Here is a 14,348-nt window from a genome sequence, read left to right on the forward strand (position 1 = left end):
CGTGCGTGAGTCTTTCGAGCTCACACGGCGTTCCATCGTGTCTAGTTAATCAAAAAAATTTTTTAACATAACCTTGTTATATGATTTGTTTGATTTCCTTGGTAGAAAATTTAATTTCTTCCGTTCCAGCTAGAATTCTTAGTTCATTAAGTCTCTTGAGCGTGGTTTTGAAATCCTTTTTGGTCATTTCGAGATTTATAAAGCGTTCTTTGATTAGTTCTATATTAGTCATATGTATCAACTTGTGTACATAATCACTAACAATAACAAGATTACCAAATGAGTCATCTGAGCTAATATGGTATGGTATTTTGTGATGACAATGAACTTCATCTATACCAATTACATATTTTGTTACCCAGCACTTTCCATTTTGAGCAATGTATTTCGAAATACGATTGTCGTTATATTCTATACTCCTGTTTGGGATGTAAGTTCTCATTACCTTACGAAGTACATCGTTGGATATATTACGTAAGTCTTTGTGAATTTTATCCCTACCAGTTTTAGTATAGTTACATATATTCTGTTGGAAAGCGTAGACCACTCTATGCTTTTGAGCTGCTATGGGTACCATTCCTGTTTTTTCTATCTTAAACAGTTTCCAATTATACCCTTTATATCTCTTCTGCATCGATTTGGTGAAATCATCAAGAGTTGCTTTAGTTCGATGTTTCTCTAACCGATTATAAAGTACTTTCCTAAGAGAGAATTCCATTCTTCCCAAATCTACAGTAATATAGGTAGCCATTGAGTAATAGTTTTGAATCCCTATTACTACAAGGTTATAGTTATGTGCAGAATCACCGGTGGTCTTTCTTTGAATTTTCTTGATTGCTCTTTTGATGTTAGAATAGGCCTTCTTTTTCGCTCTATCAGACATTTGAGATTGGGCTACATAACCATTCCTGGTTCTTCTTTTTCTACCCGACTTAGGGTCTGTGCTGGTATGTTTTCTAACAACTTTGATTTTCAATCCAAGAAATTTACTCGTGTTTTTCCTCATATTTATTACTTTAGACTTTTCTTTGTTGATATCTAGTCCAAGTCTATATTTGAGGAAATCATTTACAGCGTGAAATGCTTTTTGTGCATCTTCGTATGTCCTACAGGTTATCTTGAAGTCATCAGCATACCTAATGATGTACATTTCCTTCAAGTTTGTCTTCTTTAGTTCCCTGTATTTCTTATCACTGCTAGAGTATGGCTCACCATTGGTTCTTACTGCATCAAATGTTTCCCATTGGTCAGATATCCACCAATCTAATTCATTTAATACAATATTAGATAGAAGTGGGCTTAATATACCGCCTTGGGGAGTACCTTTATTAGGAATTCCTCCTCCTTTAATCTCTGATTTAAGAAGCCTAGATATAATGCATAGAAGACTTTTATCACGGATGCCCATCGACCACATCTGCTTTAGTAGCTTACCGTGGTTTACGTTATCAAAGAAACCTTTGATATCTACATCCACACAGTAGTGATGACCAGATATGTTGATCCTGTGATAGAGTCTAGCAATTGCATCACTTGTTCCTCTGTTAGGTCTAAATCCATAACTGTGGTTATGAAATTGAGCCTCACATATAGGTTCAAGGATTTGGAGTATGCATTGTTGAAATAATCTATCCAAAATGGTAGGGATTCCTAATGGCCTATTTCCGTTACCACCTTCTTTGGGTATTAGCACTCTTCTTACAGGTTGTGGTTGGTATTTATCGAACATAGTTTTAATCTTTTCTACAATTACATCTATGGAAAGGGATTTTAAGTCCGATATGGTTAATCCATCTACACCTGGAGTTCTACTACCTTTGTTGGTTTTAATGTTTCTGTAGGCAAGGCGAATGTTCTCTTCGGTTTTCATCAAATTAATAAGGTTGTAAAAATTTTGTCTGTTTTTGCTTTGGGCATATAACTCATCCAGTGACTTTTGTATGTCGTAGTATTCGTTATGCCTTAGCTGAACTTTCTTTGTCATAAAGGCGATAACCTCCTATAAGGGAGGGAATATCTCTCTTAGTCTTACAAGAAACTTTATAATATAGAAAGTTATGTTTTTAACATTGTGATTAACCTTCCACGACTAGTGGCTATCCCTCCACCGCTTATTATCACGGTTTCATAGGTACTGTGCCACCACGTTCATCAACATAAATTGAGGTTATAGTATTGACTAATATCATCAGACTTTTCCCTCAAAACGTTTCAACGGCCATAGGTCCTCCTCGTTGTTGACTTACCACGTTCCATTATTCTTATCTGTACATATTACCCTTAGACTTCTCCTTTAGACCTGCTGTCTTGATTACGCCTTTAACGTAATATGGATTTTCATAAAGACCATTCTTACTTGTCCACAACAGCCACACTATTTGTGTGCGATGGTATTTCTACCACCTCTGGCTCTAGATCCGTACATTCAAAGATTCGTCAGTATGTAATCTCGGAAAGATTTTTTAATACATTCTAGTCATAAGTATTTTATAGACCCAGGCACTATCAGTTGTAGAGGATGCCTCCATCCCCTTTTCGTCAGCATTACTGTTACGACAACCTTCGCACTTTTACGGCGGGCTCCAAACAATATTCCTCCTATAGAGGATTAACCTATCTGTTATATTGCGATGCCGCTATCGAGTGTTCCTTTCAGGATGTTAATCCCTCATTCGAAACATCAGAATAATAGTTCTACAGTCTAATATTTTAGTCTGTGTCTAGGTTTTACCAAAGTGTCAGTCCATTTCCGGGCTAACCTTTGCTAGCCTAGAAACGTGTCGCACAATCTTCCCAGTCATATCCCTTATCTTTTAAATTTGGTGGAAAGCGATTCTCAAAATCATCACGCATTCCATACATAGTTTCTGATGCTTTTTCTAGTGGACCGAATCCATATACAACATGTGTTTTCACTCGTTTGTTTTTCTTTTCTGCTACAACCAAATATACATATCGTCTTTCCTTTGCTAAAACAAACTTCAAAAACCCCGGTATTTGACTCATCTACAACCTCACCTTTCTATTTTCCTTACTCTTTTCTTTTACGTATGAGTAAGGAAAACAGGTACTTGTACCGTATTAATTCAAGAGATGTCTCGTTTTTTTGCTCTGAAAATATAAGAATGCGCTCATCATAACAATATTAATTACACCAGCTGCAGCCCCAATTTTTGAGATAACATACACATATTCATTATTACTAACTGGCAATAGACTCAAAAAAATAAAGAAAGTTGAAATAACAAAAGATAAGAGCATATTTCTTTTGGTCCTATTCATTCATATACCTCCTTTTTTGATAAGCATTGATAACTATACGGTTAAACATAAATTAGATATTAAGCTGCATCATTACGGTTATACTGCCGGTTCTTTTCATTTACAAACCCTTTAATGCTCCACACGCCAGCCATTGATTCTTTTGCTTCTTTTTCTGCCTCTAGCATTTCGGGTAGTAATGTAGTATTAGGTTTAGAAATATAGGCTATAATCCCATAACCCGACTTGGCCATTAATTCATTGACGTGTATACCATTACAAAATACATAAGCCAATTTCCTACCATACTTGTCTTCTTTTGATCCTTGATCATAAACCAAGGTTACACTTTTCCCATCTAGCCGGTTCTTTAAAAAGGAAGAAGCTTCCTTTCCCATCTTTTGTGGTGGGATTTTCTGAGATACAGACTCAGGGGTATCTAATAACAGTAACCTTACCGTCTGTTTCTGCCCCTTTACGTTCACGTCTATCGTATCTCCATCCTTTATATGTAACACCTTCCCTTTAACAGTCTCTAAGCCTTTTATTTTCCCCTTATAAGCTTCTGGAATATCAACAATACCTTTCCCTTCTACGTGCTGTTGTATTCCATTTTGTACTGCTTGGACAGGTCTCGAATCATTTTTTGTTTGCACGGAACTGTTACATGCTGACATTTGAATTACAAATGATGTTATACAAATAGCTTTAATCCATATTTTCATATCGAAATTTCTTCCTCCTACTTAAAATACGTAAATAGCTGTTTCTAATAAACAAACGGGCTATTCATAGTATTTACTTCTCGATAATTACAACATAGGCAAAACTGTATCCATTTTGGATGATCATTATAAAGTGCACTATATGACCGTTCCTTACACTGCGGGCATATTGCCACCATACTTTCTTCATACTTTTCCTGGCTTTTCAATTTTTCAAAAGATACATTATCAGACGCTATATTACTGGTACACAATATATATCCCCCTTTTGAGTCTTGAAATCTTAAAAATACATAAAAAAGGACACACCTATGGCATATGTATGCGTAGGTATGTCCTTTTGCAAGATAGTTTTAGAAGTATTTTGTTACTTTCATCATATCATATTTCTTATTAGTTTTATATATGAAATTTAAGATTTTGCGATATTATTTCTTTTTATTCGTTATAAACGTAATACGTTGTTTTTGTACATCATAGGTTAATTTTGCATCGAATTTTTCTCCGGTTTTCTTACTTTCAAATCCTGAGATTGTATCGGTCATATTCTTCTCTAATAACTTTTTTACTTGCCCGTTAGTTATTTTCTTTTTCAAAATGGTTCCAGAAACAATGAATTCGCAAGGCTTTTTATAATGTTCACTTGAACTACCCCCACTTTCACTTCGTTTAGAAGTGAGGGATTCCTAAGTAAAGAGTTCTATCGAACTCTAATTGATTAGGCTAACCCCGCAGTCCTTGCGGTTAGAAGCCTTATCGCTTCATTCTTTAGATTGATACTTGCGTTAATATCTCTATCATGATGTGTTTGACAAGAAGGACAGTCCCATTCACGTAGGTTGAGATTTTTAACGTCTTTATTTTGATACCCACAACAAGAACATAATTGGCTGGAAGCAAATGTTTTCGATACGACAATGACTTGTTTGCCATACCATTTTGCTTTGTATTCTAACATGGATCGAAATTGCGACCAAGATACCTCACTAATTGCTTTTGCTAACTTATGATTCTTTAACATATTCGATACTTGCAAACCCTCTATACCGATAACATCGTGGTTTTTAATGATTTCAGTTGAAATTTTGTCCAAGTAATCTTTTCTAGCATTGGATATGTATTCATGAATTCTAGCTACCTTTACTAGTTGTTTATTCCAGCGAGAAGATCCTTTCATTCTTCTAGAAAGCACACGCTGTGCTTTCGCCAACTTATCTTCTAATGATCGGAAAAACTTCGGATTTTCATAGTGGGTTCCATCTGACAAAATAGCGAAATCTTTTAGTCCTACATCTATTCCAATGTAAGAACTTGTTTTCGGAAGTTCTTGTACTTCTGTTTCAACTAATAGTGACACAAAATATCTACCAGAAGGGTTCCGTCTAACCGTAGCATTTACAATACGCCCCTCTACTTCGCGACTTTTGGCAAATCGAACAAGACCTAGTTTCGGCAACTTTATTTTGTTCCCTACAACGGCAATGTTTTCATTTGTTTGTTTTGTAGTATAAGATTGTACGTTGTTCTTCTTAGATTTAAAGCGCGGTGCGCTGTTTTGTTTTTTGAAAAAGCGTGTATAAGCATCCGCAAGGTTGCGAACAGACGACTGAATCGCAATACTATCCACTTCTTTTAGCCAAACAAGCTCTTTCTTCATGGCAGGTAGTTTGGCAGAGCATGTACCATAGGTCAAGCCTTTTCCTGTCTCTTTGTATGCTTGATCCCATAAGGATAGGAAATAATTGAATACAAAGCGAGAACATCCAATCGTTTTGTTGATTAGAATTGCTTGTACCTGATTTGGATAGATACGAAACTTATAGGCTTTATTCATGATTATTTGATTCACCTCCATTTCGGTATATGACTATTATACACCAAACGTACATTCGATAGGTAGTCGAGTAACACTTTCTGTATGTCGAACAATTAAGATGGCTTCCTGCCATCCCTTGTTCGAAGCCAATTCATCTCCCACCTACTCACTGGGCTGTGACCCTTCACGCTCCTTGAGGAAGGAGTCTTCTTGGCTAAAATAATAAATAACGTTTTTCCCATACATTTTTCCTCCTTAAACAAAAAAAGGACACACCTACGCTATGGTTATGCGTAGGTGTGTCCTTTTGCAATATGATTTTTTAGTATTGGATTACTATAATTATAGCACATATCACATTTAATATACATGGGGTACCGCCACATATCCCTTGATGTATTTCTTAGTCATTTACAAAAAGATTTAATATCATGGATCATTTGGACTGAGTAATGTATCAAAATTAATCATTTGAATCAATTCATTGAATCCAATGTGAAAGAAAGGGAGGGTTCTGTTGCAAGGTTTTCTAAATGAAGCTAAACTCGGGTTTCTTTGCCCATCCCCCGAAAAGGGATATTAATACAAAATATTCCATATCAGTTGTAGACGAATTTAGGGTTCAACCTTAGTTGTTCGATTTGTAATATAAACGTTCATTTTTGTTACAGTTTATTTTCTTTGCCGATTTTAAATTTTAATCCAAGTCTAATTTTGAATATTTTTTCTTAATCCTCCTTTTCGGGGTGATGTATAAGCGACTTCTTTAGCTGGATCATCGGTCCAACGACTACTGATATTATAAGTTTTGCACATTATGTAGGCTTTTTCATCCAATAATTGTCTAGTTTTATGAAGGTTTTCATCACTTAATTTTTCGCCCCTGATATCATTGTCTTTCCAACCGAAAAAATAGATTTTGTCAGCCTCTTCTACGTCTTTTCTAAAATATATAACATCTCTGGGTTTTGGGGTGTTACCTGGATTGGTGGTTGGGGGTATACGTTTGTTGATTTCTTCAAAAAAAGCCCTTGAGCTAAATGGGTTTGTAGAATTTGGTGATAACCCTAAAGCTTCGTATACATCTTTGTAATGTTTGTCAAGATAAGCTTTGATCGTGAAACCTTTGTTTACTGGGGTTTCAAAGAATACATTTTTAGCATGGATTCCAATAGCAAGTTTATGAGGTTTCGTATCAATAAAATAAATAATACTAAAAATAGCCTTATTTATTGTGATTTTGAATTTTGTACGCGTCATTTTTTGCGCGCGCATGCTTTTGTATAATGGTTCAAGACCTGTTAATTTCAATGTTGATCGTCCTCCTGTCTACGTTTAAATGATGAAACATTATAGCTTCTCCTGGTAATATAATAATTTTATATGTAGCGATTAATTGGTTTGTAGAAGTTGTCACGATGTTTTTCGCAATAATCAAAAGCTCTTTCATATAAATCTTCAAAGTCTTTGATATTGCGTCTTTTAAAATGCAATGCATATCTTTCTTTTAAATAATTATATAATTCTTCTATTTCACTTGTAGCGTAGTAATTTGCTCCACGAACTTTCCTTGCGCTAAAACGATCAAGTTTTAAAACGTCTAGAGCTTTATCATTGGAAATTTCTTCGCATTTTAAGAATGAAAGAAAGGCACGAAGTTCATTTGTTGTTAAAACTTCTGGCATGGAATTTGTAATCATGAAATTAAGACCTCCTATTTTGTTAAGGTGTACATGTAATATTTTAACATTGATTAGAGTTGTGCTAAAGAATAAATTTTCAATTATATGAAAACAAAGATACTAAAAAGGTAAGTAGTAACTTTAGGAGATAATTTGCACTAATTTTAAGTGTTTTTTGCGTCCTGAGTATACATAATAAAGTTATCTGTAAAGATTTCGTAATTACTGGAGTAAAGCTTATTAAGTTAAGATGTTCATAAATTAAAAGTTTTGGTGCATTTTTGATTAAATAATTCATTAAACGAGTTTTACAAAAGATACAAAAATGTTAAATTCATGAGAATCAGTGATATATTATAAATATTGGTGTAAGTTCTTATGTCTGTTGTGATAAGGACTTATTTGCATGGTTACCACTCTTTTATGTACAATAAAAGAAAAACATTGTACGAGGTGGGGAGAGGAAAACCCATGTCCAACCAACAGTTAGTCAATTTACGTATTGATTTTGCTTTTAAACAATTATTTGGTACAAGTGGAAATGAAGACATTCTAATTGCTTTTTTAAACGCGATGTTACAGGATTCTTTAGAATCACCTATTGTTTCATTGCAATTAGAAGACCCACACTTGCACCGAGAACATGAAGAAGATAAATTATCAATTTTAGATATTTCTGCTACATTAGATACAGGTACAAAGGTAAATGTCGAAATACAGTTGAATAATAATCATGACATGATTAAGAGAAGTTTATATTACTGGGGAAGGCTATACACATCCCAACTTCAAAAGGGGATGCCATACAGCTCTCTTCATAAAACAATTACGATCAATTTGTTAAATTTCGTTATGTTTCCTGAATACGAGGCATTTCATACAACCGGAATCCTATGGAATCAGCAACAACAAAAGGTATTAAGTAGTGATATTGAAGTTCACATCGTAGAGATTCAAAAACTCATGCAACAGTGGAGGAATGAACAAGTAAATCCCTGGGAAGATTCATTTGTTCGTTGGTTGTTATTACTACCAGCGAATGAGGACGAACAATTAACCCAAACATTGGAGGATATTGCGATGAACCAAGACCCAATTTTACAAAAAGCGATGAATAAATGGGAACGTATGAGTCAAGATTCTTCTTTCCGACAAGCATATGAAGCAAGGGAGAAAGCGTTGATGGATGAAGCTGCAAAGTTTGCTCATGCTCGTAATGAAGGGAAAAAAGAAGGAATTCAAGAAGGGGTTCAGCAAGGGAAAATACAAATGATTAAAGGTATGCATGAACTTGGTGTACCAATTGAAACGATTGCAAAAGCAAGTAAATTAAGTTTAGAAGAAGTTGAGCTTATTTTGAAAGGAAATTCATAATAAACGATTAAGAGAGTAAAAGAGCCCTACACCTAACTAAAAAAGGGTTGGTGTAGGGCTCTTTTTCTAAATTTAAATATTTTATTTTAGCTTTTTAGAATTCTTCTATTTTTACTGTGAAATGTGGCTTGAACTTTACTTCAATTTTTTTCTTCTCTTCTGTACCTTGAATATATAGTGAATCATTACGAGTATATACTCGTTTTACAGACTCCATTTTAGTTTCAAAAATATATCGTTCTTTATAAACTATATCTAATTGAACGGTATCTTCATAGTAGGATACAATCATATTTAATTTAAATCCTAATTTATCCATTTTACAATACCTATATACACCTGCACCAGGGGTAATAAAATCTTCCGGTTCACTTTCAAAGATTTCTAACAATTCATATTCATCATATTGGACGTGCATTTGATAACTCCTTTCTTAGTGAAAATTTATCATTACTACAATTAATTCCTACTATTTATCTAGGTACAACCGAAACAACATCACCATTATCATTTAAAATAACTCTAGCATCTTTCCCTATGTATTCCCATAGCCCTGGTTTATTTCCTGGATTTTTAGTACCATGCTTGATTGTATCTTCTACTACCGTTGGGGTAATACCACGAGGATCAATTGTGCTTAATTCCTTCACATAGTCATCAGAGCCAAATTTATACCCTTTCCTTTCAGCCCTCTCACGCGCGCGTTTAATAAGTTCTGCTCGTACTTGAACTGTATCGGGAGCCATTCTTTCAAGCGCATGTTCAGTATACTTACGCCCATCAATGACGCCGCCACCTCTTGGCATACTCCATCCAATCTCTTCTGTTACCTTTGATACTTTTCCTAAATCCTTCGCTTTTTGTTCTAGTTCTCCATATTTACCAAACACACGGCCAACAACTCTAGGAGACCCACCTACTAGTGTAGAAACAGTTCCCCAAACATAATCATCTGGACCATATTCTCTCTCTGTGAAAAATTCTCTTCCGTTAATGAGTTGTAACCCTTGTTTGATTTGTCCTACAATTGGAAAGAAATCAAGTGACATGGATCCAAGCTCATTAGTACGTTTCTGCTCTTCCAGATATTCTTTCATTTTTTCAGGTGGTACACCAAAATCCTTAAGACGGGTTGTTAAACCATCCATATTACCAACATTTTTAACAACATTAGACGTATCTATTTTGTAGCCTGAAATCTTATTAGCAGAGTCCATCATATTATTAGCAGCATCTAATCCAGACAAGATATCTGTATGCAAGGTTGGAAATGCTTGTTGAGCTTCTGCAACATGCGTTGAGACACTATTAATTAGTCCATCAGCCATTACTGCTTGTTTATGAAGTGATGCCCCAGCTTTTTGTACTGAATCTCCAAACTTATGGAAACTTTGATTTACTACGCGTAAATCACTGGCCATTTGTTTATATTCAGGTAGTCTGTTTTTGAATCCTTCCTGCATGGCAGTAAGTTGCTGTCCATAGTCGCGAACACCATCTGCAAATTTTTCTATTTCACCTTTTGGTAATGTGCCAACCCATTTTTCTGCTGGTTCGATAAACACCTTATTAATTGAGAGCGAGTAAGCTGTTGTCATGTCCATAAACATTATCATGGCATCTGTTCCTGCATCTGCAGTATCTACAAACCATTCTAACATTTGCTTTTTATAGGATGTCATACTATTTTTATAATCTGTTAACCCATTCACATAGTTTTGAAGGTTAGCTTTATCCTGTTGTACCAAATATTTACCTTGTTGAATTTGTTGAATAATATTACCTGAATCCTGATTCGCTTTATCGATAATCATAACACTATCTTTTAGTAGCATTAATTTATGGATTTTCCCAAAATCCTGATTCATCATCTCTAAAGTTGCGATAGTAGAATTGTATTTTTCTCTTACAGCTGGATCAGCTTCTTTTTCATAAATTTTATCTACAGTGTTCTTCAATTCAGATTTTTTTAGTGTGGTTAGTAATTGAGAGACACTTTGTGCAAGTTCACTAGATTCAACTAAAGCCGCATCATCATTTTTAGTTTCTTTTGCTTTTTTATAGCGTTCTGAATATTTTTTTACTAACTCAGTACTCTTTTTTAAATCATCAATATCTTGACGAATTGTATCTATTTTATTAGATAAAGATTGATCAAACACGACTGCAAATAATTTTTGCACAACGTATGTTTGACCATTGTAGTTCACCTTAAACCATAGAGGACCGTCTTCCCCTACTACTTCAAGAATTTCATCCTTTCTAACTTTTATCGGGTCAAATCCCCTTACAACTGTTCTGGATTTGTAGATATTTTGGTCGAGGGATTGGATTGTTATCCACCCTTTTACCATTTTACCTGTTCTATCAAATTGGAATTGTTTTCCCTTATAGGTTACATCGCCTTTTTGAATCACACCGTTATCGTCTGCATAATACCAATGAGTAGTTTGAGAGAACCATCCTTTTTGTGCAGCTCCACTTACCGTATCAAAATAGTAGTCCTTTCCGTCTACAGTATTCCATCCTGAAGCTAGATTACCATTTTTATCGAAGAGATAGGTATCATCCCCTGAACGTAATAATCCAGTATGTTTCACGCCTGGTTTGTCATAATAGTATTTCTTTTCTCCATCTACAACCCAGCCAACCGATTCATTGTTTTTTATACCTGATGTTGCCATGATTGTCCTATATAAGAACACAGAAAATTGCTCTCTTGTGACAAGTCCATTTGGATTAAAATTGCCATCACCAGTACCATTTGTGATTTTATTTCCAGCTAATATTTTGACATATTCGTTAGCCCAATGACCTTTCATATCCGTAAAGTCAAAATTACCTTGCGGTTTTAAATCGAATGTTCTGACAAGCACTGCAGCCATTTCAGCACGCGTCATATTATTTTTCGGATTGAATTGTTTCTCTACATTTACGCTAAATATGCCCCGTGCAGTAAGTGCTAAAATTTCCTTTTTAAAATTGCTTTCACCAATATCAACAAATGGATTGTTGGTACTATCTTGCGGTTTTAAATATCGATACAAGAAAGCAGCAAGATGTTCGCGAATAATAGGATCCGTAGCACCGAAATACCCATTTCCGTATCCTGTTATAATCTTATTCTCAGCCATATACATCATTTCTTTATATGCCCAGTGAGTTTTAGGAACGTCAATAAAAGATGATGAATTCACTTGATCATTTTGTTCTGCATACGCTGTTCCTACTGTACTGAATAATAAAATACATACCATAAAACTTAAAAATAATTTCTTAATTGTGTTCATAATAGCTCCTATTCAATTGTTAAAAATATAATTGCAAAATCAGCACTTATTTTATCCCTCATTTACGGCATGTTATATGATTATCAAATTTCTATTCATACTGATATTTCGCATAAGGACAAACTAAGTCATTCTGTCTAAACAATAATTAATTCATAAGATGTTTCATTTTTTAAATGTAGTAGCCCGTTTATAGAGACTTCTTAATATAAAGTAAAACCGATTTTTTAATTTGAAAATCTCTTAGTGTAAAATTCGCATGATGTTGACGAGATCCATAATAATACCAGTCTCCTTTCTCTTTGACGCGACCTATTTGATTTAAAACTTCGACTTCCTCTGTAAACATTGGTGCATAGGTAGAAAATAATTAAAATAATGATAATATAAGTCCTATGATTTTCTTCATACTCGCATCTCCTTATCAATTCGTAAAAAACCTTTCAATTATATATTAGGTTTCATTGTTATTAAAATAAAAAAATATAAATATGCATAATTGCATATCTATCCTCTCAATAGAGTGTACCCTATTGAGAAGAAATCTTTTCCTTGATATTATTAGTCTCAGAGACTCTCAATAACACTTATCAAAAACATATGCAAAAAGAGGGATAATAATGGTCTATGGATACGCTCGTGTAAGTGCACAAGATCAAAATCTAGATACACAGATTGAACAGCTCATGAAATATGGAGTAGATGAAATTGTTAAAGAGAAAATAAGTGGAGTAACAAAACAAAAGCCAGAGTTAGACATTATACTGTCAAAACTAACTCCTGGGGATACTTTGGTCGTAACTAGAATGGATCGTTTAGGTAGAAATACCATTCAGCTACTACAGTTAGTAGAACAACTTCGGGAAAAGGATGTTCACTTTGCAATTTTAAATTTAGGAATAGATACTAGAACTCCAACAGGAAAATTCTTTTTAACTGTCATGGCTGCCTTTAGTGAATTAGATCGTGAAATGATTAAAGAAAAACAACATGCGGGAATAAAGCTAGCAAAACAAAAAGGAGTATATAGAGGAAGAATGAAGAAATACACAGATAAACATCCTGGCATGAACCATGCAATTGAATTACGAAAACATACCAATAAAACAGTAAAGGAAATATGTCAGATTACAGGAGTGAGTCAGGCCGCTCTATATCGTAGATTAAAAGAACTTGAATAAAGTTCTATTTTATATTTGTAATTAAATCCCAGAGTGGCCCCTCATCTCCCGAATCGTTTCCGTACCCCTACAAGAGTAGATGAATTTTAAGAAAAATTAAGATCTGTTCCTTAAAATAAAAATAAGGATAACGAGAATTGTTATTCCTGTTATCCTTATTTTTATACTCTAATATTATTAATCCACTGTCAATTCATGTGTAATTGTCTTTCTACTTAGTTTATAAGCAATCGGTAGCGATATTAATAAGGTCAAGAAAAGTACCAAAAGAACAATTATTATGATTGTAGCCCATGAAATCGAAAATGAACTTTCTAATGAAATTGATAATGAATATGCTAGTACAAAACTCAATAACAAACCTATCCATATAGATATTAAACTATACAAGAAGCTTTGAATTAATATCATCTTGACAATCTGCTTAGGTAATAATTTGACAGCTCTAAGTATAGCGTATTCTTTCCGATATGTCTGTATAGTAGATGTCAAAGTGTTAATTAATCCAAGCATACCAATTATAATAAGTATCCCTATCGCAGCCCATAATACCACAAATCTTTGACTAATTTGTTGATCTATTTCTTTGAGACTGGACTCTAAATCCCCCCAAGAAATTTCTGGATTATTCTTTTTGATATTTTTGATTTCGCTTTCAATTGTTTTTTGATGTTTCTTATCAATATCTAGTAAGATTTTCCGTAATGGCAGTTGTTTTGAAATGGAAATTGGATTCTGAATATCAATGAGTATCCAATCATCCACATCATTACCAGGTATATGATCAATAATAGTTGAAATTCTCAATGAAGCCTTTATATCTTGATTATTTTTTCCTTTAATAGAAAATAATACTTCATCTCCTACTCCTAAACCTAATTGTTTTGCTTGCATTTCTGAGAGTACAACAGCATCTTTACTATTAATACTTTTTAAATTAGGTAATAAATTTAATTTTATCATCTTTTCTAAATCAGTAGCCGCATAAGTAACAATTGAACTGCATCCCAATTGTTAGA

At 34.1% G+C, this 14,348-nt stretch carries 11 protein-coding genes and 2 pseudogenes; 2 read left to right on the plus strand and 11 right to left on the minus strand.

The features are described from left to right. Window positions 1-76 precede the first annotated feature (76 nt). From ltrA to QCI79_RS32595, 8 genes and pseudogenes are all read right to left on the minus strand, one after another. Window positions 77-1,984, minus strand: a complete 1,908-nt coding sequence (gene ltrA, locus QCI79_RS32560; RefSeq protein WP_021728468.1) for a group II intron reverse transcriptase/maturase — start codon at window positions 1,982-1,984, stop codon at window positions 77-79. An 803-nt stretch (window positions 1,985-2,787) separates the two neighbouring features. Further along, window positions 2,788-3,006, minus strand: a pseudogene (locus tag QCI79_RS32565) (hypothetical protein); the annotation flags it as partial. A gap of 75 nt (window positions 3,007-3,081) precedes the next feature. Further along, window positions 3,082-3,282: a hypothetical protein gene (locus QCI79_RS32570; RefSeq protein ID WP_021728470.1), complete on the minus strand. Its 201-nt coding sequence runs from the start codon at window positions 3,280-3,282 to the stop codon at window positions 3,082-3,084. A gap of 59 nt (window positions 3,283-3,341) precedes the next feature. Beyond that, window positions 3,342-3,986, minus strand: a complete 645-nt coding sequence (locus tag QCI79_RS32575) for a thermonuclease family protein (protein ID WP_021728471.1) — start codon at window positions 3,984-3,986, stop codon at window positions 3,342-3,344. 428 nt (window positions 3,987-4,414) lie between these two features. Beyond that, a pseudogene (locus tag QCI79_RS32580) lies at window positions 4,415-4,627 on the minus strand (topoisomerase C-terminal repeat-containing protein); the annotation flags it as partial. A 77-nt stretch (window positions 4,628-4,704) separates the two neighbouring features. Next, window positions 4,705-5,841 carry an IS200/IS605 family element RNA-guided endonuclease TnpB gene (tnpB, locus tag QCI79_RS32585; protein WP_170919979.1) on the minus strand — a complete coding sequence of 379 codons (1,137 nt, stop codon included), beginning with the start codon at window positions 5,839-5,841 and terminating at the stop codon, window positions 4,705-4,707. Between the two features lie 669 nt (window positions 5,842-6,510). Next, window positions 6,511-7,113, minus strand: coding sequence for a DUF6037 family protein (locus QCI79_RS32590; RefSeq protein WP_021728453.1), 603 nt, complete (start codon window positions 7,111-7,113; stop codon window positions 6,511-6,513). 68 nt (window positions 7,114-7,181) lie between these two features. Then, window positions 7,182-7,502, minus strand: a complete 321-nt coding sequence (locus QCI79_RS32595) for a hypothetical protein (protein WP_021728452.1) — start codon at window positions 7,500-7,502, stop codon at window positions 7,182-7,184. A gap of 453 nt (window positions 7,503-7,955) precedes the next feature. On the opposite strand from QCI79_RS32595, the gene QCI79_RS32600 reads away from it, so the two are divergent. After that, a complete protein-coding gene (locus tag QCI79_RS32600) occupies window positions 7,956-8,858 on the plus strand; it encodes an Rpn family recombination-promoting nuclease/putative transposase (RefSeq protein WP_021728451.1) in 903 nt (300 codons plus the stop codon). Between the two features lie 94 nt (window positions 8,859-8,952). On the opposite strand, the gene QCI79_RS32605 is transcribed toward QCI79_RS32600, so the two are convergent. Together QCI79_RS32605 and QCI79_RS32610 are read right to left on the minus strand one after the other, a co-directional pair. Continuing rightward, on the minus strand, window positions 8,953-9,276 hold the full coding sequence (locus tag QCI79_RS32605) for a hypothetical protein (RefSeq protein WP_021728450.1): 324 nt from the start codon (window positions 9,274-9,276) through the stop codon (window positions 8,953-8,955). Between the two features lie 55 nt (window positions 9,277-9,331). After that, window positions 9,332-12,148 carry an S-layer homology domain-containing protein gene (locus QCI79_RS32610; RefSeq protein ID WP_021728449.1) on the minus strand — a complete coding sequence of 939 codons (2,817 nt, stop codon included), beginning with the start codon at window positions 12,146-12,148 and terminating at the stop codon, window positions 9,332-9,334. Between the two features lie 620 nt (window positions 12,149-12,768). Between QCI79_RS32610 and QCI79_RS32615 the strand changes: the two genes are divergently transcribed. Continuing rightward, window positions 12,769-13,329: a recombinase family protein gene (locus QCI79_RS32615; RefSeq protein WP_021728448.1), complete on the plus strand. Its 561-nt coding sequence runs from the start codon at window positions 12,769-12,771 to the stop codon at window positions 13,327-13,329. 177 nt (window positions 13,330-13,506) lie between these two features. On the opposite strand, the gene QCI79_RS32620 is transcribed toward QCI79_RS32615, so the two are convergent. Continuing rightward, complete coding sequence (locus QCI79_RS32620) at window positions 13,507-14,340, minus strand: ABC transporter permease (RefSeq protein ID WP_021728447.1); 834 nt, start codon at window positions 14,338-14,340, stop codon at window positions 13,507-13,509. Window positions 14,341-14,348: the final 8 nt, after the last annotated feature.

Origin of the sequence: Bacillus cereus group sp. MG1, from assembly GCF_040460035.1 — a bacterium.
GTDB classification, from domain to species: domain Bacteria; phylum Bacillota; class Bacilli; order Bacillales; family Bacillaceae_G; genus Bacillus_A; species Bacillus_A cereus.